Below are 21,782 nucleotides of genomic sequence, written 5' to 3' on the forward strand. Positions count from 1 at the left end.
GCTGCCCGGCCCGCGCCCGCGCGACGCCGCCCGCACGGCCGCCGCGCGCGCCGCCGACCTGGCCGCGCTGCTGCCCCGCCCCCGGGACGCCGTGCTCGCGGTGGCCGCCGTCAACACCACCGTCGCCGCCCTCCCCCGGGCCGCCGCCTGGTGCGCGGACGCCGGGCTCTGGCCCTCCGTGGACCCGGCCGGCGCGCCCGCACTGGCCGCCGAACTGCTCCGGCTCACCGCCCCCTCCCCGCTGCTCCCCCGGGTGGCCGCCGCCGACGCCGACCTGGCCGGGCGCCCCGTCCGCAGGGGCGACCGGCTGATCCTGGTCGCCCGGCACGCCGCCGGGGCGCACCGCCCCGGAGCGTCCCCCGGGCCCGCCGCCGCCCAGGCGGTGTTCGGCGCCGGCCCGCACGCCTGCCCCGGCGCCGGGCTCGCCCGGGCCCTGCTCACCGACCTGCTGCTGGCGCTCGCGCCGTACGCCCCGGTGGTCACCGGCGCCCGCGCCGACCGCCGGTCCGCCCTGCCCGGCTGGGCCGAACTCACCCTGCGCGCCACCCGGGCCCCCGCTGGGTCCGCGCCCTGACCGAGGAGACCCCGATGCGGATCGCCGTCACCGGCGCCGGCGGATTCTGCGGCTCGCACGTCGTGCGGGCCGCCGTCGCCGCCGGCCACCACGTGCTCTGCTACGGCCGCCGCCCCGGGCCGGCCGGCCGGCACGTCCCCTGGGACGCCACCACCGGCGAGCCCGACTTCACCGGAGCCGACGCCGTGGTGCACTGCGCCGCCGCCGTCGCCGACCTGCCCCCGGGGACCGAGGCCGAGGCCCGCCAGCACGCCGTCAACGTCACCGGCACCGAGCGGCTGCTGCGCGCCGCCGGGGACCGGCCGCTCGCCTGGGTCTCCAGCGCCAGCGTCTACGACCCCCGGCTCGGCCGCGGCTCCGTGCAGGAGCACCACCCCACCGAGGCCGGCCACCTCAACGCGTACGGCCGCACCAAGGCCGCCGGCGAACGGCTCGCGCTGGCGGCGGGCGCCGTGGTGCTGCGCCCGCGCGCCGTCTACGGTCCGGGCGATCCGCACCTGGTGCCGCGGCTGCTGGAGCGGGTGCGGCACGGGCGGCTGCTGCTGCCCGGCGGCGACGTCCGGCTGAGCCTCACCGCCGTGCAGAACCTCGCCGACGCCTGTCTGTCCGCGGTCGGCGCGGGCCGCACCGGCGACCGCCCGTGGACGCCGGTCGCCTACAACATCGCCGACGCCCGCCCCTACCGGCGCGACGAGGCCATCCGCGCGGTGCTGGCCGCGCACGGGGTGAGCGCCCGGATCCACCACGTCCCGGCGCCGCTGGCCCGGCTGGCCGCCCGCACCGGACGGCTCCCCGGCCTGACCCCGTACGCGGTGGACCAGCTCTCCCGCAGCGTGGTGCTGGACCTCTCCCGCGCCCGTTCCCAGGGCTGGCGCCCGCACCGGGACCTCGACGACTTCCTGCGCGGCACCGCCCGGACGCCCCCGGAAACGCCCGGTGCCCGCACCCCCTGAGGGAGCGCGGGCACCGGGTCCCGAGGTCCTAGTTCCTGGCGGCCTTCTTCACCAGGACCACCACGGCGGCCGCGATGCCGACCACCACCAGCGCCTTCAGGGCGAAGGCCAGCAGCGCGCCGACCACGCCGAAGACGAACACCAGCAGGTTCCAGGCGAGTATCAGCACCAGCACCGGCACGACGATGTTCCGCACCCACGAGGGCAGCGACTTCCAGAGCTCAGCCATGTCCGTTCCTTCTTCCCCAGGGGGTCGGCTGCCGTCCGGTGCCGCATCCCGTTCGCTTTTCGGTACTTCGATCGTACGGTGACGCAAGGGACGGAACGAGGCCCAACGGCCCCGAGAGAACCCGGAGATCCCCCCGACCCCGGCCCCCGGGGGAACCCCCGCCCCGACCTCGGGGAACACCCCGGACCCGGCCCCCGGCACGGCCCCCGCGCGGCCCCGTCACGGCCCCCGCGGCGCGCTCGCGGCGCGCTCAGACCGGCCAGGTCTCCCCGCGCCAGGCGGCGTCCCAGAACATCCACTCGTAGCGCGAGGTGGTGACGAAGTGCTCGGTCACCCGGCGCCGTTCGGCGGGGGAGATCTCCTCCCCGAGCCGGTCGGTCAGCGCCAGCACACGGCGCACCACCGACTGGAACGCCTCGTCGCCGTAGGTGGAGATCCACTTCGCGTACAGCGGGTCGGGGGAGCCCTCGGCGAGCAGCCGCTCGCCGACCCGGGCGTAGATCCAGTAGCAGGGCAGCACCGCGCCGACCGCCTCCGCGAAGGAGCCGCCGTAGACGGTGGCGAGCAGGTAGCTGGTGTACGCGCGGGTGGTGGGCAGCACCGGCTCGGCGGCGGCGGCCTCGGCGGTGTCGCCGAAGGCGTCCAGGAACTCGGCGTGCATCCCCTGCTCGGCGGCCAGCGCGCCGATCGCGTCGTCGGCGAAGGCCCGCACCTCCTCCTCGCCGGGCGCCCTGGCCGCGCAGACGGCCAGCGCGCGGGCGTAGTCGCGCAGGTAGTGCGAGTCCTGGACGACGAAGTGGCGGAACGCCTCGCGCGGCAGGGTGCCGTCGGTCAGTCCGGCGATGAAGGGGTGGTCGAGGATCTCGGCGTAGACCGGCTCGATCGCCGCCCAGAGTTCTTCGGTCAGGCTCAGGCTGCTCATGCCCCGACCCTAACCGGCCGTCCGCGGGGGCGGGGCTCAGTCCTCCGGCGGCGAGAACACCACCAGCACCCGCAGTTCCTCGGTGATGTGGTGGAAGCGGTGCGGCGTCCCGGCCGGGACGTAGACCACGGTGCCCCGGCCCACCGTGGCGGTCTCGTCCCCGACGGTCAGTTCGGCCCGGCCGCTGATCACCTGGTAGATCTCGTCCTGGTCGTGTGCGGTCTGGGTGTCGGTGTCACCGGGGGAGAGCGCGTACAGCCCCGCGGACATCCGCGGCTCGCGCAGGAAGCGCAGGTACGCGCCGTCGTTGGCGGCGCGCTCGGCGTCCAGCCGGTCCAGCCGGAACATCTTCATCGGGGCACCCCTCCTCGTGCGGCCTCGGCCCACCGGCATTCAACACCACCGCGCCGGGCGGGACGTCGCCTCCCCTTGACCGACCTGGGACGCTGACCTCATGAAAGGTTTCGTCCTCAAGACACTGATCAACGCGGCGGCCATCTGGGTCGCCGCCTGGATCGTCCCCGGGATCACGCTCACCGGTGACGACTGGCAGCACAAGACGCTCACGGTGCTCGCCGTGGCGCTGGTCTTCGGCGTGGTCAACTGGCTCATCAAGCCGGTGGTCCAGCTGTTCTCGCTCCCCCTGTTCATCCTCACCCTGGGCCTGTTCACCTTCGTCGTGAACGCGCTGATGCTCTGGCTGACCTCCTGGGCGTCGGACCGGCTCAGCCTGGACTTCTCGGTCGACGGCTTCTGGTCGGCGCTGTTCGGCGCGCTGATCGTCAGCCTGGTCTCCTGGGGCCTCAGCCTCGCCCTCGACGAGGACTGAGCCGGGCCCGCGGCAGCCCGTGCGGAAGGGGCCCGTACCCGGTGGAACACCCGGGTACGGGCCCCTTTCGGTCCGCGTCCTGCGCCCGCCGGCGGCTCACCCGGCGTTCTCGTGGCCGCGCAGGATGAGGTCGAGCTGGGCGTCGAGGTCACCGGCGGCGGCCTCCTCGCCGATCGGCACCAGGCGGTCGGTACGGGCCAGGAAGGCGATCAGCGGCGGCGCGGAGCCGCGCAGCACGGCGTCGCCCTCGGGGGCCCGCAGCACCAGGCAGACCTCGCCGAGCTCCCCGCCGACCGGGTGGATGTGCACGTCGCCCTCACCGGCCGGGCGGGCCAGCCCGTCGAGCAGCAGCTCGCGGGCGAAGACCCAGGTGACCGGCTCGTCGCCGGGCAGGTGGAAGGTGAAGCGGACCGCGTACGGGTCGGCGGGGTCGTAGTCGAGGTCGACCACGATGCGGAAGGTGAGCTCGGTCGAGACCACGAGGTTCATGGTCAGGTGGCCCTGGACTGTGCTGTGCTGCATGGCACCGACACCTCTCGTTCTGCCCGGCCGCGCACGGGGTGAGGGTTTCGCGGGTGGCCCGGACAAGGCTGTTGGCTGACAGGGGGAGGGATTGCGTGCGGTACGTCCATCCTCATCGTCCCGTTCGGGGACGTAGTGGACAAGATGTGCTTTTTCAAATGGTGAACGAGCGGAACCGGCCGGGCGGGGACGGGGCGGCCGGGTGCGGCGGCACCGTCAGAGCACGAACGACGGCGTCATCGCGCCGACGCTGCGCCGCAGTTGGCCGGCGACCGCGGTGAGCCGGTCGGCCTGCTCGACCGGCAGCGAGAGGGCCATGGTGGCGACCACCGAGCCGACGGTGATCGGAACGGCCGCGCAGACGGTGCCGAGGGCGTACTCCTGGCGCTCGACCACCGGCATGGTGTGCCGCATCCCGGCGATGCGGCGCAGGACCGCCGACTCGCCGACCAGGGTGGACGGGGTGAGGCCCACCGGAGGGTGGCGCGCGAGGTGGTCGCGCCTGGCCTCCTCGGGAAGCTGGCTCAGCAGGCACTGGCCGATGGCGTGGGCGTGGGCGGTGGCCCGGAAGTCGGCCCACGGTTCGACGGCGGGCTGGTGGGCGCCGTCGACGGTGTCCACCACGGTCACCTCGCCGTCCTCGTAGAGGGCGAAGTAGACGGCGGCGTCGAGCTCGTCGCTTAACTGCTCCATCCGCACCCGCAGCCCGTGCCGTTCGGCCTGCCGGTCGTCGGCCCGGACGATGCCGTCGACCGACTCCCCGTAGAAGAAGCGTCCGTCGGTCCGCCGCAGGTATCCCTCGTGGGTCAGGGTCCGCAGCAGGTGGTACGCGGTGCCGAGCGGGAGTCCGGCCACCCGGGCCAACTGCTTGGCGGTGGCCCCGTGGCGGAACCCGCCGACGGCCTCCAGCAGGCGCAGCGCCCGCTGGACGGAGGAGATCAGGGTGGGCTGCCGGTCCTTGCGCGAGGTCCGCGTCGGCGGCGCGGTGCGCTCTGCGATCCGATCCATGGCCACAGCCAGCCCCCAGCCCGAGTCATTGCAGAGAAGAGCATGCGGAGTAGATCACTCCGATTTGCCCGATAGTCGCCCATTGCAGCACAGGCGCGCCGTCCCTGCAATGACTCTCACACGGTTCGCTCGGTAAAATCCTTTGAATCAAAGGTCATCAGATGGTAAAACCTACCTTTCAAAGAGCTGTTCAACGTTCATCTTCGCGATCAAAGATCTATCGCTGCTAGGAATCCTCCACGGACGGACGCACCCGTCGGCGGGCCGCGTTTCAGGCGCGCCGGGCGGCGGGAGAATCCCGCACAACGCTCCAGCCCCGGAGGTCGCCATGCGCACCCCGCCCCGCCCCGTCGTCAAGCGCACCGCCCGGGCGATCCTGCTGGAGGTCGACCCGAACGACCCGTACGGCCCGGCCTCGCTCGTGCTGATCAAGCGCACCCGCCCCGGCTCCCCGCACCCGTACTGGCTCACCCCCGGCGGCGGCGTCGAGCGCGACGACCGCACCGTGGTGGACGCGCTGCACCGCGAGGTGGACGAGGAACTCGGCGGCAAGGTGGTGGACGTGGTCCCCGCCTTCGTGGACACCATCAGCCACACGCACCACGACGACGGCACCCCGCTCCACCCGCACGGGGTGAAGGTGCAGCACTTCTTCGTCTGCCGGCTCGCCTCGATGGACCTCGACCGCCGGCACGGCCCCGAGGTCGACGAGCCCAACGGCGCGTACGAGGTGGTCCGGGTGCCGTTCACCCGTGAGGGCGTCACCTCGGTCAACGTGGTGCCGCCGAGCCTGCGGGCCTACCTGGCCGCCAACATCGAGGGCGTCCGCGCGCTGCTCGCGCCCGACCTGGGCTGACGGTCCGGACCCGGCCGACGTCCGGCCCGGGCCGACGTCCGACCGCGTCCCGCACCCGGGCACGGCCTCACCGGGCGGCCAGGTCGTGCCGGATCCGTTCCGCCGGCAACCCGGCCCGCAGCAGCACCCCGCTCGTCCGCCGGACCATCGCGGGCGGCCCGGCGAGGTAGGCCGTCCGTCCGGTCCACGGGCCGAACCGGGCCACCGCCTCCGGGAGCCGGCCCGCCGACAGGCCGGCCGCGACCGCCTCCGCCGTCCCCGCACCGGGGCCGGACAGCACCGGACGCACCGTCAGCCAGTCGTGCCGGGCGGACAGCTCCCGCAGCCCGGCCAGCCCGTGGAGCTCCTCGGCGCGCCGGGCGCCGTAGACCACCTCGACCGAGCGGCCCGCCGCGCCGTACGCGGCCAGTTCCTCGACCAGGGCCAGCAGCGGCGCGATCCCGGTGCCGCCGCCCACCAGCAGCAGGTCCGCGCCGTCGGCGTGGTCCAGGGTCATCCCGCCGGCCGCCGGGCCGAGCCGCAGCACGTCCCCGGGCGCGGCCCGGCGCACCAGCGCGTTGCTCACCCAGCCCGCCTGCACCGCCTTGACGTGGAAGGTCAGCAGACCGTCCGGCCGGGGCGCCGAGGCGAACGAGAAGTGCCGCCGGACCCGCGGCCACCAGGGCGTCTCCAGAACGGTGTACTGCCCGGCCCGGTACGGGTAGGCCTGGTCGGGGCGGACGGTGAGCACCGCGACGTCCAGGGTGCGGCGCTCGTGCGCGACCACCTCGCCCTGCCACCAGGGCGGCGAGGTGCGGGCGTCCCGCTCGGCGGCCTCGATCATGATCGAGGAGACCAGCCGGTAGACCCGGCGCCAGGCCAGCTCGGTCTCCGCGGTCCACCGGCTGCCGGTGTACGTGGCGAGCGCCGCCAGCAGGCACTCGCCGACCGGGCCGTAGTGGCCGGTCAGCGTGCCGAACCGGCGGTGCGCGCAGCCCAGTGCGCCCAAGTACGCGCGCAGGTCCTGCGGCTCCCCGGCGCCGCGGGCGGCCATCAGCAGGGCGCGGAAGAGGCGGTCGCGCTGGACGTCCATGGCGGCCGGGAAGAGCGCCCTGATCTCGGGGTGGCCGAGGAAGAGGAGCGCGTAGAACTGCGCGGTGGCCCGGTCGGCGACCGGCTCGACCACGGCCAGGCAGGACCGGACCAGTTCGAGATCCCGGGCGGTCGGCGGCTGCTCGGCGGGTCCGCCGGGGTCCGGGGCGGGCGGCACCGGGGCGAGCGGCGGAACGGCCCAGTTGAGGCCGGGGGCGCTGGTGAACAGCGGCTCGATCGCCCGGGCCGGCGCCGGTCCGGCGGCGTCCGGCCGGCTCGGCGCGGGGACCGCGGGCGGCCCGGCCGGCGGCGGGACGGCGGCCGGCACCACCGGCGGGGTGACCGGCGGCAGGTCCGGGGGATCCGAGGGCATCGGCGGAACGGCGGAGGCCGCCACCGAGCCGGGCCCGGTCCTGACCAGGAGTGTTCTGCGGGACTTCACCGCAACGTTTCGAGTACCCAAGAAAATCGTTTCGCCTCCGGCCGGCCTTCGCCACCACCTGGCTTGTCTCGGTTGACGCCCAGGAAGCGTGACATGCCCGGAGTGCTCATCCGACGAATAGCGCGAAGCCCTGACACCCGCCCCCGGGACGCGCTATTCTCGCTCGATCCGTGTCGCCCTGGGTGGCGGCTCCACCACCCAGGGCGACCGTCGCCGCCGGACGGGACCCTCAGAGCTGCCGCAGCAGCAGGCCCGGCCGCTCGACGCAGTCCGCCACGAACCGCAGGAACCCGCCCGCGGTGCCGCCGTCGCAGACCCGGTGGTCGAAGGTGAACGACAGCTGGGTGACCTCGCGCACCGCCAGCTCCCCCTGGTGGACCCAGGGTTTGGCGACGATCCGGCCGACCCCGAGCATCGCCGCCTCCGGGTGGTTGAGGATCGGGGTCGAGCCGTCCACGCCGAACACCCCGTAGTTGTTCAGGGTGAACGTACCGCCGGTCAGCTCGGCCGGCGCGATCGACCCAGTCCGTGCCGCCTCGGTCAACCGGTCCAGCTCGACGCCGAGTTGCTCGGTGGTGAGGCGCTGCGCGTCCCGCACCACCGGGACGACCAGACCGCGCTCGCCCTGGGCCGCGAAGCCCAGGTGCACCGCCGGGTGCCGCCGGATGCCCGAACCGTCCTCCGTCACACTGGAGTTGAGCTCGGGGAACCGCTCCAGCGCGACGGTGCAGATCCGGGCGAGCAGGGCCAGCACGCTCACCTTCGGACCCGGAGCGGCGTTCAACTGCCGCCGGAGCGCCATCAGTTCGGTGGCGTCGGCATCCACCCAGCAGGTGGCGGCGGGGATCTCCCGGTGGCTGCGGCCGAGCTTCTCGGCCACCGCCTTGCGCAGCCCGCGCAGCGGGACGACCTCCCCGGCGGCGGCCGTGGCCGGGGCGGCCGGGGCGGCCGGTGCGGCGACCCGCGCCGCGACCGCCCGTTCGACGTCCGCCCGCATGATCAGCCCGTCCGGCCCGCTGCCGGGGACCGTCGCCAGGTCGACGCCCTGCTCCCGGGCCAGCCGCCGCACCAGCGGCGAGATCACCGGCAGCACGGCCGGCGCCCGCACCACCGCCGGAACCGGTACGGCCACCGGGTCGGGCGCGGTCACCGGCGCGGTCACCGGCGCGGCCGGAGCGGCCACCCCCGCACCGACCCGGCGCCGCCGTCCGCTGCGCCCCGGTTCGGCGACCCCGTACCCGACCAGCGGCCGCTCCACCTCCGCCGCCGGTCCGGCCACCACCTCGACCGCCACCGCGAGCGGCTGCTCGCCCTCGCCCGGCGCCACCGCGACCGTCACCAGCGGCGCGCCGACCGCGATCTCCTGGCCCACCTCGCCGAACAGCGCGGTCACCACCCCGCCGTACGGACAGGGCACCTCCACCACGGCCTTGGCGGTCTCCACCTCCACCACCGGCTGGTCGACCGCGATCACCTCGCCGACCTCCACCAGCCAGCGCACCACCTCCGCCCCGGTGAGTCCCTCACCGAGGTCGGGCAGGGTGAACTCGCGCACGACGGGCATCATCCTCAGTCCTCCCACTGGAGCCGGGCGACCGCGTCCAGGATCCGGTCCACCCCGGGCAGGTGGTGGTGCTCCAGCATCGGCGGCGGGTACGGGATGTCGAAGCCGGTGACCCGCAGCACGGGCGCGGCCAGGTGGTGGAAGCAGCGCTCGGTGACCCGGGCGGCGATCTCCGCGCCGGTGCCGCCGAAGCCGCCGGCCTCGTGCACCACCACGGCCCGGCCGAGCGAGCGCACCACCCGGCAGACCGTCTCGTCGTCGAACGGCACCAGGGTGCGCAGGTCCAGCACCGCGAGGTCCCAGCCCTCGGCCTTCGCCACCTCGGCCGCCTCCAGGCAGACCGGCAGCGAGGGGCCGTAGGTGATCAGCACCGCCGAGCTGCCGGTGCGGCGCAGCACGGCCCGCCCGGCCGGCTCGACCGGCACGGCCGGGTCGAACTCCGCCTTGCCCCAGTACAGCCGCTTGGGCTCCAGGAAGACCACCGGGTCGTCCGAGGCGATCGAGGCCCGCAGCAGCCCGTAGGCGTCGGCCACCGTCGCGGGGGTGACCACGTGCAGTCCCGGGGTCGAGGCGTAGTACGCCTCGGAGGCGTCGCTGTGGTGCTCGACGCCGCCGATGCCGCCGCCGTAGGGGATCCGGACGGTGATCGGCAGCGGCAGCCGGCCGGCCGTGCGGTTGCGCATCTTGGCGACGTGCGAGAACAGCTGCTCCAGCGCCGGGTAGGCGAAGGCGTCGAACTGCATCTCCACCACCGGCCGCAGCCCGTACATGGCCATGCCGACGGCGGTGCCGAGGATGCCCGCCTCGGCCAGCGGGGTGTCCAGGCAGCGGTCCGGGCCGAACTCGGCGGTCAGCCCGTCGGTGATCCGGAAGACGCCGCCGAGCGCGCCGACGTCCTCGCCGAGCACGTGCACCGCGGGGTCCTCGCGCATGGCGTCGCGCAGCGCCGCGTTGAGCGCCTGCGCCATGCTCGCGGTGCGGGCGCCGGCGGCGGGGGAGGCGGCGGTGGGGGAAGCGGCCGTCGTCATCAGTGCTGCACCTCGGCCTCGGCGGCCAGCTCCTCGGCCAACCGCGCGGCCTGCTCGCGCAGTTGCGGGGTGGGCTCGGCGTACACGTGGGCGAACAGGGACATCGGGTCGAGCTCCGGGTCGGCGTGGAACTCGGCCCGCATCCGGGCCGCGAGCGCCTCGCCCTCGTCGGCCGCCTCCTGCACCAGGGCGTCGTCCAGCACCCCGAGTCCGCGCAGCGCGCGCTCCATCAGCAGAATCGGGTCGTGCTCGCGCCAGGCCGCCACCTCGGCCTCGGTCCGGTAGCGGGTGGCGTCGTCGGCGTTGGTGTGCGCCTCGGCCCGGTAGGTCAGCGCCTCGACCAGGGTCGGGCCGCCGCCGGTCCGGGCCCGCTCGACGGCCTCGGCCAGGACGGTGTGCACGGCGGGCGCGTCGTTGCCGTCCACCAGCCGGCCGGGCATCCCGTAGCCGACGGCCTTGTGCGCCAGGGTCGGGGCGGCGGACTGCGCGCCGAGCGGGACGGAGATCGCGTAGCCGTTGTTCTGGACCAGGAAGACCACCGGGGCCCGGAGCACGGCGGCGAAGTTCAGCGCCTCGTGGAAGTCGCCCTCGCTGGTGCCGCCGTCGCCGAGCAGGGCCAGCGCGACCACCGGGTCGCCGCTCAGCCGGGCGGCGTGGGCCAGCCCGACGGCGTGCGGGCCCTGGGTGGCCAGCGGGGTGCAGAGCGGGGCGGTGCGGCTGGCGCGCGGGTCGTAGCCGGTGTGGGCGTTGCCGCGCAGCAGGGTGAGCGCCTCCAGCGGGTCCACGCCGCGGGAGACCACGGCCAGGGTGTCGCGGTAGCTGGGGAACAGCCAGTCGCGCTCGCCGAGCACCAGCGCGGCGGCGACCTGGCAGGCCTCCTGCCCGGTCGAGGCCGGGTAGACGGCGAGCCGGCCCTGCTTGGTGAGCGTGGTGGCCTGCTGGTTGTACCGGCGGCCGACGACCAGGCGGCGGTACAGCTCGCGGAGCAGGGCGGGGTCGTACTTCTCCAGTGCGGGGGTACCGAGGACCCGGACGGGAGCGGTGTCCGGGAGCAGCGGGGCCGGGTCGGTGCGGGGGGCGGTGGCCCCGGGCAGCCAGCCGGGCACCGACGTGCGGTGTCTGTGGTCGAGAACGGTCATCTCGGGGCACCTCCAGGGGTGGCGGGGGCTCCCTACCGATTGTTCGGTCGTCTGTTCATCTTGACCAGAAGCGTGCGAAGGTGGTGGACAATCGGCCCGGGGGGCGGTCGACTGGTGGCAGTTGGTCCAATCGGTGGGGGTGGGGGGTCATGTCGGCTGAACAGATGTCCAGACTCGACCGGGTCGACCGGGCGATCCTGCGGCTGCTGCAGCAGGACGGCCGGGCCTCGATCCGCTCGGTGGCCGAGCGGGTGCACGTGTCGCGGGCGAACGCGTACGCCCGGATATCCAGGATGGTCGAGGACGGGGTCATTCGCGGCTTCACCGCCAGGGTGGACCACGAACGCGCAGGTCAGGGCGCATCCGCCTACATCACCCTGAAGATCGTGCAGAACTCCTGGCGCACCGTGCGCGAGCAGCTGCTGGCCCTGCCCGGGGTCGCGCACATCGCGCTGGTCGGCGGCGACTTCGACGTCCTGCTGCTGGTGCACACCGCCGACAACCGGGCCCTGCGGGAGCTGGTGCTGGGCAGCATCCAGTCCATCCCCCAGGTGCTCGGCACCCGCACCATGCTGGTCTTCGAGGAGACCGACCAGGTCCCCCCGGACCAGCCCTGAGCCCCGGACCGTCGGCCGCCCCGCGGACCCGTCCGGTCAGCGGGCCCGCAGACCGTCGAAGGCCAGGTGGACCACCGCGTCCGCGACCCCGTCGGCGCTCCTGTGGCCCGGCCGGTACCACTCCACGATGGAGTTGATCATGCCGAAGAGCAGCCGGGTGGCCAGCCGGGGTTCGACGTCCGCCCGCAGCGCGCCGTCCGCCACCGCGGCCCGCAGCAGCTCGGCCACCTGGTGGTCGAACTCCCGGCGGCGCTCCAGCGCCCACTGCTCGGTGGCCGTGTTGCCGCGCACCCGCAGCAGCAGGGTGACGTAGGGCAGCTCCGCCAGCAGCACCTCGGCGGTCCGCCGCACGACGTGCTCCAGCCGCTCCACCGCCGTCCCGTCGACCGCGCCCGGCTCGGAGAGGATCCCGAACAGCCCGTCCAGCGCCCGCCCGACGGCGAGCCGGAGCAGCTCCTCCTTGCCGCGCACGTGGTGGTAGATCGACGACTTGGAGATCCCGGCCGCGCGCGACAGGTCCTCCATCGAGGTGCCGTCGTAGCCGCGCTCGTTGAAGACGTCGACGGTCACCGCGAGCAGGGACTCCACGGTGTAGGCGGTACGCGTGGTGTGATCGGCCATCCTCCGAGTATGGCCGCCCGCCCCGGTGCCGCGGTGCCCGGGTGCCCTGGTCCACACCAAATCCCGGGCCCACGCCCTAGACTCGGCGGACGATCCGTCCGTGGCCGAGCAGGTGGGGTAGTCGATGAGCGCAATACCGGCAGTCGAGTCCGATCTGCCCGAGCAGCGCAGCGACGGCTCCACGGACCGGCCCGCGGCCGACTGGCGCGAGCGCGCCCGCGACCTGGTCCTGCGTTTCGGCCCGGCGGTCTGGTGCTACGCCGTGCTGAAGCTGCTCGGCTTCACCGTCTTCATGAAGCTGCTCTCCTTCTCCGGGGACTACCTGGAGAAGCACCCCCGGTTCGGCGGCGGCGCCAACCCCTGGGACGTGCTGGCCAGCTGGGACGGCTGGTGGTACCAGCAGGTCGCCCAGTTCGGCTACCACCCGGCGCTGGTGCCGGTCCCCGGGGGCACTCCCGGCTTCACCATCGAGCAGAACTCGGCCGCCTTCTTCCCGCTCTACCCCGGCCTGATGCGGCTGGTCTCGGAGATCAGCCCGTTCGGCCTGTACGGCGCCGGGATGCTGGTCTCGGTGGTCGCCTCGCTGTTCGCCGCGGCCGGCATCTACGCGGTGGTGGACCGGATGGCCGGTCCGCGCGCGGGCGTGATCGCGGCCGGGCTGTGGGCGATCGCCCCGGGCTCGGGCGCCGAGTGGGCGCTGTACTCCGACTCGCTGTTCATCGCGCTGGCCGCCTGGGCCTGCTACTTCGTGATGACCAAGCAGTGGGTGACGGCCGGGGCGATCACGCTGGTCGCCGGCCTCAACCGCCCCACCTCGGCGGCGCTGATCGGCGCGGTCGGCCTGGCCGCGCTGGTGGAGCTGTACCGGCGGGAGAGCGGGGTGCTGCGCCCGCTGACCGCGATGCTGCTGGCCCCGCTCGGGCTGCTCGGCTACGTCGGCTGGGTGGGCTGGCGGATGGGCGACTGGGGCGGCTACTTCACGCTCCAGCGGGACGCCTGGCTGCACTACTTCGACTGGGGCCAGGGCACCTGGCGGGCGGTGCGCGGCATCCTGCTGGGCCGCAACGACTACCCGTTCGCCTACCACACCTCGGACATGCTGGCGACGCTGCTGGTGCTGAGCCTGCCGGTGCTGATCGTGCTGCTGGTCCGGCTGCGCCCGCCGCTGGTGCTGACCGCCTACACGCTGGCGACCATCGTCTCGGTGCTCGGCAGCCTGGGCATCTTCGGCAACACCTCGCGCTACCTGCTGCCGGCGTTCCCGCTGCTGATCGCGCTCGCGGTGGCGATGCGGAAGCTGAGCTGGCCGGTGCTGGCCACCGCGCTCGGCAGCGGGGCGCTCGCCTCCGGCTGGTACGCCGGTTACGTCATCTTCGAGCTGGGCATCCCGTAGGCCCCGCCGTCACCGCCCTACGGGAGCGCGTCCGGAACCCGCCGGACGCGCTTCTCATTTGCCTCTTGAGCCGACCGATCGTTCGGTTACTCTGTGACGTGTCCCGTCCTCCCCTCTGAGGAGCGCACACCATGTCCGCAGCGGTCACCCACCCCCACGTCGCCGAGCTCGTCGAACGCCACCGGGCCACCCTGGAGGCCGCCGTCGACGCCGCCGCCAAGCGCGACTACTGGTCGCCCTACCCCGAGTTCCCGAAGGCCTACGGCGAGAGCGGCGCCGCGGACGGCAGGGCCGCCTTCGAGGCGCTGCTGAACCGGCCGTTCGAGCTGCCCGGCCACCCCGCCGACGGCGACCTGGTCGGCGGCGAGGCCTCCCCGTACGGCCTGGAGCTGGGCATCGGCTACCCGCACGCCGGACCGGACGCCCTGATCGCCGCGCTGACCGCCGCCCGCCCGGCCTGGGCCGCCGCCGGGCCGCTCGCCCGCGCCGCCGTCTGCCTGGAGATCCTGGCCCGGATCAACGCCCGCTCGCACGAGTTCGCCAACGCCGTCATGCACACCACCGGCCAGGCCTACCCGATGGCCTTCCAGGCCGGCGGCCCGCACGCCCAGGACCGCGGCCTGGAGGCCGTCGCCTACGCGTACACCGAGCAGACCCGGCTGCCGGAGAGCGCCGGCTGGACCAAGCCGCAGGGCAAGCGCGACCCGCTCGTGATGACCAAGGAGTTCACCGTCGTCCCGCGCGGCCTGGCGCTGCTGATCGGCTGCAACACCTTCCCCACCTGGAACGGCTTCCCCGGCCTGTTCGCCTCGCTGGCCACCGGCAACCCGGTGCTGGTCAAGCCGCACCCGCGCGCCGTCCTCCCGCTGGCGCTCACCGTCCGCACCGCCCGCGAGGTGCTCGCCGAGGCCGGTTTCGACCCCGACCTGGTCTGCCTGGCCGCCGAGCACGAGGGCGGCACCGTGGCCGCCACCCTGGCCGTGCGCCCGGAGATCAAGCTGATCGACTACACCGGCTCCACCGCCTTCGGCGACTGGCTGGAGGAGCACGCCCGGCAGGCCGAGGTCTACACCGAGAAGGCCGGCGTCAACACCGTGGTCGTCGACTCCACCGACGACTACCGGGGCATGCTGAACAACCTGGCCTTCTCGCTCTCGCTGTACAGCGGCCAGATGTGCACCACCCCGCAGAACCTGCTGATCCCGCGCGGCGGCATCGGCACCGACCAGGGCGCCAAGTCCTACGACGAGGTGGTCCGCGACCTCGCCGCCGCCGTCGAGGGCCTGCTCTCCGACGACGCCCGCGCCACCGCCGTCCTCGGCGCCGTGGTCAACCCCGGCGTGCTCCGGCGCTCGGCCGCCGCGGCCGGCGGCGAGTACGGCGAACTCGCCCTCGCCCCGCGGGCGGTGCAGCACCCGGAGTTCCCCGGCGCGACCGTCCGCACCCCCGCGCTGGTCAAGCTGGACGCCGACAAGCCGGACGACCGCGCGATCTACCGCAGCGAATGCTTCGGCCCGGTCTCCTTCGCCGTCGCGGTCGAGGACACCGCCGCCGCGGTCGCGCTGCTGCGCGAGACCGTGCGCACCCGGGGCGCGATGACCGCCTCCGGCTACACCACCTCGCCCGAGGTCGAGGCCGCCCTGGTCGAGGCCGCGCTCGACGCCGGCGTCTCGCTCTCGCTCAACCTCACCGGCGGGGTGTACGCCAACCAGACCGCCGCCTTCTCCGACCTGCACGGCACCGGCGCCAACCCGGCCGCCAACTCCGCCTACTGCGACGGCGCGTTCGTCGCCAACCGGTTCCGCACCGTGGAGATCCGCCGGCACAGCTGAGTGCCGCTCGCCTCCGGTCCCCGGCCACTCGCCGGGGGCCGGAGATTCACAACCTCACTCCCGGGCAGCGATGATGGAGGCGGGGAAACGCCACACCCGGCGTCCAGCCGCTGTTCGAGCACCGGGAGCTGACACATGAGCGAGAAGCAGACCGTCACCGACGTCATCGTGGTCGGCGCCGGACCGACCGGACTGCTGCTGGCCGGCGATCTCGCCGCCGCCGGGCTGGACGTCACCGTGCTGGAGAAGCGCGCCGCCGAGTCCAACCTCACCCGGGCCTTCGCCGTCCACGCCCGCAGCCTGGAACTGCTGGACGCCCGCGGCCTCGCCGACGAGCTCATCACCGACGGCCGCCCCGTCACCTCGCTGAACGCCTTCAACCGGGCCAGGATCGACCTCGGCAGCCTGCCCACCCGCTTCCCGTTCGTCCTGATGACGCCGCAGTACCGGACCGAACAGCTGCTGCTGGACCGGGCGGTGAAGGCGGGCGCGCGGATCCTGCGCGGCGCCGAGGTGACCGGCCTGCACCAGGACGCCGAGGGCGTCACGGTCGAGACCGTCGAGGACGGCGCCGCCGCCACCCACCGGGCCCGCTACGCGGTGGGCGCCGACGGCGTCCACTCCACCGTCCGTGACCTGCTCGGCCTGCCCTTCCCCGGCGAGTCGGTGGTCGACTCGATGCTGCTGGCCGACGTCCGGCTCGAACGCGACCCCGACGACGGGCTCGCCGCCGGCGCCGACGAGGACGGCCTCGCCCTCCTGGTGCCGTTCGGCGACGGCTGGTACCGGGTCCTCGCCTGGGACCGCAACGAGCAGCTCCCGGACGGCGCCGTGCCGGAGCCCGACCTGATCGCCGCCATCGCCCGCCGCGCCCTCGGCGAGGACTACGGGCTGCACGACGTCCGCTGGAGCTCCACCTTCCACAGCGACGAGCGGCAGGTCCCCGACTACCGCTCCGGGCGGGTCTTCCTGGCCGGTGACGCGGCCCACTGCCACTCCCCGGCGGGCGGCCTCGGCATGAACACCGGCCTCCAGGACGCCGCCAACCTCTCCTGGAAGCTCGCCGCCGTCCTGCGCGGGCGGGCCACCGACGCGCTGCTCGACAGCTACCAGGCCGAGCGGCACCCGGTCGGCCGGGCGGCCCTGCGCGTCTCCGGCGCGATGATCCGGGTCGCCGTCGCCCAGTCCGCCGCCACCCGGGCGCTGCGCGGCGCGCTGGTCTCGGTCGCCGGGCACCTGGACACGCTCGTCGAGCGCGGCGCCCGCACCGTCTCCGGCATCGGCATCGCCTACCCGGCGCCCAAGGACGCCCATCCGCTGGTCGGCAAGCGCGTCCCGGACCTTCGGCTGACCGCCCTGGAACAGCCCCGCGAGGGCGCCCCGGCCGCTCCCGAGCGGCTCTACGAGGCCCTGCGGGCCGGGAGGTTCGTCCTGGTCAGCAATGACGAGGTGGCGGCCGCCGACCCCTGGGCGGACCGTCTGGTCACCGCCGCCCCGGCCGACCCGCACGGCAAGCTACGCGACACCGTGCTGCTGATCCGCCCGGACGGCTACGCCGCCTGGGCCGCCGTCGACCCGGGCGCCGGCGAGCTGCGCGCCGCGCTCACCGAGTGGCTCGGCGAGGCCTGACCCGGCCCGCCGGGCGCGGCCCCGGGGCGCACGGCCGTCCCGGGGTCAGCCCTTGGCCTTCTCGTAGTGCCGGGCCGCCTTCGCCCGGTTGCCACACACCGCCATCCGGCACCAGCGGCGGCGGCCGTTCTGCGAGGTGTCGAAGAAGTGCAGGATGCACGCCTCGTGCGCACACTTCTTGATCCGCTGCGGCCCCTGGGCCAGCAGCCCCAGGAAGTCGTCCACCACCAGCCAGGCGGCCAGCCGCTGCGGCTCGTCCACCTCGACCCGGTCCACCGGCCCGGCCGCCGAGGCCTCCCGCCGCACCCGCCCGTGCCGCAGCACCGCGTCCAGCCCGGCCAGCTCGCCGGCCCCGGGCAGCCGGCCCGCGTCCAGCGCGCGCACCGCCGCCGCCAGCGCCTCCCGCGCCTGCCGGAGGGCGGCCAGCCCGGCCTCGTCCGCCGCGCACCGCGGGGCCAGCCCGGCCGAGGAGAGCCAGATCGCGTGGCCGTCCGGTGCGTCGAGCAGGTCGTTGACCGGCACCCCGGCCCACCGCGTGTTCAGCAGGTCGAGCGCGAGCGGCTCACCGAGCAGCGGGCGCGGGTCCCGCGGGTCTGCTGTCCGCTCCGTCATCGGCACTCCCAAGCTCTCGAACGGTCCCCGAGTCTACGGCCGGCCCCGCCCGGGCGGTTCCTGGCCGGAACAGGACAGCGCCCGGCCGGATCCCGCCGCCCGCCCGGGGAGCGGTCGGTGTGTTTCCGTACTGTTTCAAGATCGCTCACCGGGCGGTCCACCCCCCGTGACCACTGTCATACGCACGACTGATGACGTAGCCTCTCGACCGTGCATAGGGTTCCCCACAGCTCGGCGAGGCCATTGACGGCGCGTTCCGGCGCCGCACCGGGTCTGCCGAACCCGCTCGGTGGGGAAGGTAACCACATGGCCTCACAGCACCCCCAGGACGCACGACTCAGACTGGTCGGGCCGCGCCAGGACGCACCCGCGCCCGCTCCCCGGCCACCCGCTCCGCCGCTGTCGCCCGCGCCGACGCCCGGACGCCCCAGCCCCACCGGCGGCTTCGCCGACACCCTGCATGTGGCGATCGAGGCCAGCGGCCTCAGCCTGGACCGGATCCGCGCCGCGCTCGCCCAACGGGGCGTCAGAGTCAGTGTCACCACGCTGAGTTACTGGCGGCGCGGGCGCAGCCAGCCGGAGCGGGCCAGTTCGCTGCGCGCCGTGCACCTGCTGGAGGAACTGCTCGGCCTGCCGCACTCCACGCTGTCCGCACTGCTCGGCCCGCCCCGTCCGCGCGGCCGCTGGGCGGCCAACGCCACCACCAGCCACCTGCGGCTGGAGGACGTCTGGCCGGGCGAGCAGGACATCTCCGACGTGTTCACCGAACTCGACGCGCCGCCGGCCGGCGAGCTGGAGCGGCTCTCGGTCCACGACTCGTACTACGTGGACGCCGACCGGCGCGGCAACCTGCTGCGGCTGCGCCAGGTGGTCCGCGCCACGGTGGCCGGGGTGACCCGCTGCCTGGTGGTGCACAAGGCCGACGAGGAGGGGACCGGCTGCCCGGAGATCACCGGTGTGCGGCACGGCCGGCTCGGCCGGGTGCGCCGCCGCACGGAGGCCGGGCTGATCGTCGGCGAGGTGATGCTGGACCGTCCGCTGGGCCTCGGTGACAGCACCGTCTTCGAGTACGAGGTGGAGATCCCCTCCGGCGGCGCCCGGACGACCGAGTACAGCCGCCGCTTCGCCACGCCGGTGCGCGAGTACGTGCTCCAGGTCCACTTCGACCCGGCGACGGTGCCGGTGCACTGCGAGCGCTACGACCGCGACCCGGGGGCGGACGTCGACCGGCGCCGCGAGCAGCTCTGGATCGGCGCCTCCGCCAGTGCCCACGTCCTCGCCCCCGACCAGCAGCCGGGCCACATCGGCGTCCGCTGGGAGTGGGAGTAGCCGCTCCGCGGCCCGGCGCCCGCGCGCCCGCTCCGCCGCACCGCCCCTCCGCATGCTTGTCATGGCACAGCCATTCCCGGAAAACCTAACCATTGAAACCCATAGTACCGGTTAACTCGCTCTCGACCCGGCCCCTGCCGCCGAGCCGACCCGCCGGCGCCACCCCTCCCAGCACCTCCCGTCACTCCCCGCCACACCGGGCACGCTGAACGGCCGTCACCCGTTCGGAGCAATCCGCCGTGCCGATCATGCGTCCGCTTTGGGACTTTGGTCCCGATAACACGCGGTGTGCCCCTGGGAAGGACCGTGCTGTCACGTCGTCAGCGGCCTGACAGCAGCGTCCCCCAGCAGGAGAGACAAGAGGCGGAGAATGACCCGAACCGAGCAGCTGACCCCCTTGGTGGAATTCGACGAGGTGGAGCCGGACGAGGACTGCATATGCGGGGGCTGCTGCGCCCGCCGCCGGGCCCGGCTGCACGCCGCGCCGGTGCACGAGGGCGGACACGCGGCAGCCCGCAGCGTCCGGCGCCGGGCCGCCGTGCTGATGGCCGCCGTCGGGACCGCGCTCGGCGGCGGCGCGGCCGGCGCGGCCACCGCCGTCGCGGCTCCCGCCCCGACCCCGACCCCCGGCGGCTCCGCCAGCCCCCGCACCGAGACCCCGCAGGGCGAGGTCAGCGGCCTCTACGGCGAGTCCCCCTCCGCCCGCTCGTTCGCCGCCCCGCGCGCCGCCGCGGCCCCGGTCACCCGGGCCCAGATCATCGAACGGGCCCAGCGCTGGGTCGACCAGAAGGTCCCGTACAGCATGAGCCGGTACTGGTCGGACGGCTACCGCCAGGACTGCTCCGGCTTCGTCTCGATGGCCTGGGGGCTGGGCACCAGCCAGACCACCTGGACCCTGCCGAACTTCGCCGACCGGATCACCAAGGCCGACCTCCAGCCCGGCGACATCCTGGTCTACAACAACCCGGCCAGCCCGCAGTCCGGCTCCCACGTGACGATCTTCGGCGGCTGGACGGACTCCACCCGCACCCGCTACATCGCGTACGAGCAGACCTCCCCGACCACCCTCAAGCGCTCCACCCCGTACGCGTACTGGAACAACTCGGCCTCCTACGTCCCGTACCGCTACAAGGGCCTCGCCGCCGGCGGCAGCGGCGGCAGCAGCAGCGGCGGGAACTCCTCGTCGACGGCCTTCCCGGGGGCCGGCTCGTTCGGCCCGGGCGCCAACAACGCCTACGTCACCGAGCTCGGCCGGCTGCTGGTGCAGCGCGGCGGCGGCCGCTTCTACAGCGAGGGGCCGGGCCCGCGCTGGGGCGAGGCCGACCGGCGGGCCACCGAGGCCTTCCAGCTCGCCCAGGGCTGGCGCGGCAGCGAGGCGGACGGCATCCCCGGCAAGGCCACCTGGGACTACCTGGTCAACGGCAAGGGCCGCGACATCGGGGGCGGCACCCCGCTGCCGCCCCCGCCGGTCACCCCCGGCACCGGCGTGCCGGCCTTCCCGGGCACCGACAAGTTCGGCCCGGGCGCCAACAACGACTGGGTGCGCCTGCTCGGCGAGCAGCTGGTCCGCAAGGGCTACGGCCGCTCCTACACCGAGGGCCCGGGCCCGCGCTGGACGGACGCCGACCGGCGCAACGTGCAGGCCTTCCAGGAGGCCCAGGGCTGGCGCGGCGCCGAGGCGGACGGCTACCCCGGCCCGGACACCTGGAAGCGGCTGTTCTCCTGACGGCAGGTCCCCTGACGGACCGTCCCCCGACGGACCGTCCCCGGCCGGCCGTTCCCCCGACGGCCCGCCGCCCGGACCCGTCCCGGCCGCCGGTTCACACCGGCGCGCCGGGCGGGCGCCCGGACATCCAGTGGAACAGCCCCATCGCCACGCTGGTCGCCAGGTTGAAGCTGGAGACCCCGGGCCGCATCGGCACCGCGACCAGGGCGTCGGCCCGTGCCTTCAGCTCCGCCGTCACCCCGTGCCGCTCGGTGCCGAAGGCGAGCACCGCGTCGTCCGGGAAGGCCGTCTCCCGGATGTCCGCGCCCTCCGGGTCCAGCACGTGGAGCGGTCCGGCCGGCAGCTCGGACAGGCTCAGCCGCTCGACGGCGGTGGCGAAGTGCAGGCCCGCGCTGCCGCGCAGCACCGCCGGGTGCCAGGGGTCCAGCTCGCCGGTGGTGACCACGCCCGCCGCGCCGAAGCCGGCCGCGAGCCGGATCACCGCGCCGACGTTGCCCAGGTTGCGCGGGTTCTCCAGCAGCACGACGGGGGCCGGCCGGGGCCGCAGGCCCAGCGCGGCGCGATTGGCCTCCGCGGTGGGCCGCACCGCCAGCGCGATCACCCCGGTCGGGTGCAGCCGGGGCGCGAGCGTGCGCAGCGCGGCCCCGGGCAGCTCGGCGGCCAGCGCGTCCAGCGCGGGCGCGACGTCCGGGGCCAGTTCGGCGGCGAGCGCCAGCAGCGCGGCGCGGTCGGTGGTCAGCACCTGCCGGACGGTGCCGCCGAACCGCAGCGCGTGCTTCAGCGGGTGGAACCCGTCCAGCAGCACCGTCCCCGGCTCCTCGGCCCCGGCCCGCCAGTCCCGCAGCAGTTCCTCGTTCACCCCGCTCACTCTGCCATCCCCGGCGGG

21 protein-coding genes and 1 pseudogene are annotated in these 21,782 nt (G+C 74.7%); 10 read left to right on the forward strand and 12 right to left on the reverse strand.

Annotated features, from left to right (window positions below; translation table 11 throughout):
- Nucleotides 1-574 (forward strand): annotated as a pseudogene (locus ACFXAM_RS25260) (cytochrome P450); the annotation flags it as partial.
- Nucleotides 575-588: 14 nt separating this feature from the next.
- Nucleotides 589-1,527 (forward strand): NAD-dependent epimerase/dehydratase family protein, encoded by a 939-nt coding sequence (locus ACFXAM_RS25265; RefSeq protein ID WP_380294519.1) that lies wholly within the window; start codon nt 589-591, stop codon nt 1,525-1,527.
- A gap of 28 nt (nt 1,528-1,555) precedes the next feature.
- Here the strand turns inward: ACFXAM_RS25265 and ACFXAM_RS25270 are convergent, their stop codons facing one another.
- The 3 genes from ACFXAM_RS25270 to ACFXAM_RS25280 form a co-directional block, all read right to left on the reverse strand.
- Complete coding sequence (locus tag ACFXAM_RS25270) at nt 1,556-1,756, reverse strand: DUF5326 family protein (protein ID WP_380294520.1); 201 nt, start codon at nt 1,754-1,756, stop codon at nt 1,556-1,558.
- Nucleotides 1,757-2,006: 250 nt separating this feature from the next.
- Nucleotides 2,007-2,678, reverse strand: coding sequence for a thiaminase II (tenA, locus tag ACFXAM_RS25275; protein ID WP_380294521.1), 672 nt, complete (start codon nt 2,676-2,678; stop codon nt 2,007-2,009).
- 36 nt (nt 2,679-2,714) lie between these two features.
- Nucleotides 2,715-3,032, reverse strand: a complete 318-nt coding sequence (locus ACFXAM_RS25280) for a cupin domain-containing protein (protein WP_380294522.1) — start codon at nt 3,030-3,032, stop codon at nt 2,715-2,717.
- 100 nt (nt 3,033-3,132) lie between these two features.
- Here ACFXAM_RS25280 and ACFXAM_RS25285 point away from each other — a divergent pair, with 100 nt between their 5' ends.
- The gene (locus ACFXAM_RS25285) at nt 3,133-3,507 is read left to right on the forward strand and encodes a phage holin family protein (protein WP_380294523.1); all 375 of its coding nucleotides are present in this window, start codon (nt 3,133-3,135) and stop codon (nt 3,505-3,507) included.
- A 96-nt stretch (nt 3,508-3,603) separates the two neighbouring features.
- On the opposite strand, the gene ACFXAM_RS25290 is transcribed toward ACFXAM_RS25285, so the two are convergent.
- Nucleotides 3,604-4,029: an SsgA family sporulation/cell division regulator gene (locus ACFXAM_RS25290; RefSeq protein WP_380294524.1), complete on the reverse strand. Its 426-nt coding sequence runs from the start codon at nt 4,027-4,029 to the stop codon at nt 3,604-3,606.
- 216 nt (nt 4,030-4,245) lie between these two features.
- Nucleotides 4,246-5,037, reverse strand: coding sequence for an IclR family transcriptional regulator (locus ACFXAM_RS25295; RefSeq protein WP_380294525.1), 792 nt, complete (start codon nt 5,035-5,037; stop codon nt 4,246-4,248).
- A 328-nt stretch (nt 5,038-5,365) separates the two neighbouring features.
- Between ACFXAM_RS25295 and ACFXAM_RS25300 the strand changes: the two genes are divergently transcribed.
- Nucleotides 5,366-5,893, forward strand: a complete 528-nt coding sequence (locus ACFXAM_RS25300; protein WP_380294526.1) for an NUDIX domain-containing protein — start codon at nt 5,366-5,368, stop codon at nt 5,891-5,893.
- A gap of 67 nt (nt 5,894-5,960) precedes the next feature.
- Here ACFXAM_RS25300 and ACFXAM_RS25305 read toward each other — a convergent pair whose 3' ends face one another.
- The 4 genes from ACFXAM_RS25305 to ACFXAM_RS25320 all read right to left on the reverse strand — a co-directional run bounded on the left by ACFXAM_RS25305 (nt 5,961) and on the right by ACFXAM_RS25320 (nt 11,137).
- On the reverse strand, nt 5,961-7,337 hold the full coding sequence (locus ACFXAM_RS25305) for a globin domain-containing protein (RefSeq protein ID WP_380294527.1): 1,377 nt from the start codon (nt 7,335-7,337) through the stop codon (nt 5,961-5,963).
- 298 nt (nt 7,338-7,635) lie between these two features.
- Nucleotides 7,636-8,970 carry a dihydrolipoamide acetyltransferase family protein gene (locus ACFXAM_RS25310; protein ID WP_380294543.1) on the reverse strand — a complete coding sequence of 445 codons (1,335 nt, stop codon included), beginning with the start codon at nt 8,968-8,970 and terminating at the stop codon, nt 7,636-7,638.
- A 5-nt stretch (nt 8,971-8,975) separates the two neighbouring features.
- Entirely contained in the window at nt 8,976-9,998 is a 1,023-nt protein-coding gene (locus ACFXAM_RS25315; protein ID WP_380294528.1) for an alpha-ketoacid dehydrogenase subunit beta, read from the reverse strand.
- Entirely contained in the window at nt 9,998-11,137 is a 1,140-nt protein-coding gene (locus ACFXAM_RS25320) for a thiamine pyrophosphate-dependent dehydrogenase E1 component subunit alpha (RefSeq protein WP_380294529.1), read from the reverse strand. The genes ACFXAM_RS25315 and ACFXAM_RS25320 overlap by 1 nt, the downstream gene beginning before the upstream one ends.
- A 164-nt stretch (nt 11,138-11,301) precedes the next feature.
- On the opposite strand from ACFXAM_RS25320, the gene ACFXAM_RS25325 reads away from it, so the two are divergent.
- Nucleotides 11,302-11,754, forward strand: a complete 453-nt coding sequence (locus tag ACFXAM_RS25325; RefSeq protein ID WP_380294530.1) for an Lrp/AsnC family transcriptional regulator — start codon at nt 11,302-11,304, stop codon at nt 11,752-11,754.
- Nucleotides 11,755-11,790: 36 nt separating this feature from the next.
- On the opposite strand, the gene ACFXAM_RS25330 is transcribed toward ACFXAM_RS25325, so the two are convergent.
- Nucleotides 11,791-12,375, reverse strand: coding sequence for a TetR/AcrR family transcriptional regulator (locus ACFXAM_RS25330; protein WP_380294531.1), 585 nt, complete (start codon nt 12,373-12,375; stop codon nt 11,791-11,793).
- 124 nt (nt 12,376-12,499) lie between these two features.
- On the opposite strand from ACFXAM_RS25330, the gene ACFXAM_RS25335 reads away from it, so the two are divergent.
- The 3 genes from ACFXAM_RS25335 (at nt 12,500) to ACFXAM_RS25345 (ending at nt 17,229) form a co-directional block, all read left to right on the forward strand.
- Nucleotides 12,500-13,768, forward strand: coding sequence for a hypothetical protein (locus ACFXAM_RS25335; RefSeq protein ID WP_380294532.1), 1,269 nt, complete (start codon nt 12,500-12,502; stop codon nt 13,766-13,768).
- 131 nt (nt 13,769-13,899) lie between these two features.
- Entirely contained in the window at nt 13,900-15,600 is a 1,701-nt protein-coding gene (gene paaN, locus ACFXAM_RS25340) for a phenylacetic acid degradation protein PaaN (RefSeq protein ID WP_380294533.1), read from the forward strand.
- A 135-nt stretch (nt 15,601-15,735) separates the two neighbouring features.
- The gene (locus ACFXAM_RS25345) at nt 15,736-17,229 is read left to right on the forward strand and encodes an FAD-dependent monooxygenase (RefSeq protein ID WP_380294534.1); all 1,494 of its coding nucleotides are present in this window, start codon (nt 15,736-15,738) and stop codon (nt 17,227-17,229) included.
- Between the two features lie 45 nt (nt 17,230-17,274).
- Here ACFXAM_RS25345 and ACFXAM_RS25350 read toward each other — a convergent pair whose 3' ends face one another.
- Nucleotides 17,275-17,841 (reverse strand): CGNR zinc finger domain-containing protein, encoded by a 567-nt coding sequence (locus tag ACFXAM_RS25350; protein ID WP_380294535.1) that lies wholly within the window; start codon nt 17,839-17,841, stop codon nt 17,275-17,277.
- 306 nt (nt 17,842-18,147) lie between these two features.
- On the opposite strand from ACFXAM_RS25350, the gene ACFXAM_RS25355 reads away from it, so the two are divergent.
- Nucleotides 18,148-19,170 carry a hypothetical protein gene (locus tag ACFXAM_RS25355; protein ID WP_380294536.1) on the forward strand — a complete coding sequence of 341 codons (1,023 nt, stop codon included), beginning with the start codon at nt 18,148-18,150 and terminating at the stop codon, nt 19,168-19,170.
- Between the two features lie 370 nt (nt 19,171-19,540).
- The gene (locus ACFXAM_RS25360) at nt 19,541-20,896 is read left to right on the forward strand and encodes a peptidoglycan-binding protein (RefSeq protein WP_380294537.1); all 1,356 of its coding nucleotides are present in this window, start codon (nt 19,541-19,543) and stop codon (nt 20,894-20,896) included.
- 94 nt (nt 20,897-20,990) lie between these two features.
- Here the strand turns inward: ACFXAM_RS25360 and ACFXAM_RS25365 are convergent, their stop codons facing one another.
- Nucleotides 20,991-21,755 (reverse strand): TrmH family RNA methyltransferase, encoded by a 765-nt coding sequence (locus ACFXAM_RS25365; protein WP_380294544.1) that lies wholly within the window; start codon nt 21,753-21,755, stop codon nt 20,991-20,993.
- Between the last annotated feature and the right edge of the window lie 27 nt (nt 21,756-21,782).

The sequence above is a fragment of the Kitasatospora sp. NPDC059462 genome (genome assembly GCF_042749955.1).
GTDB lineage: Bacteria > Actinomycetota > Actinomycetes > Streptomycetales > Streptomycetaceae > Kitasatospora.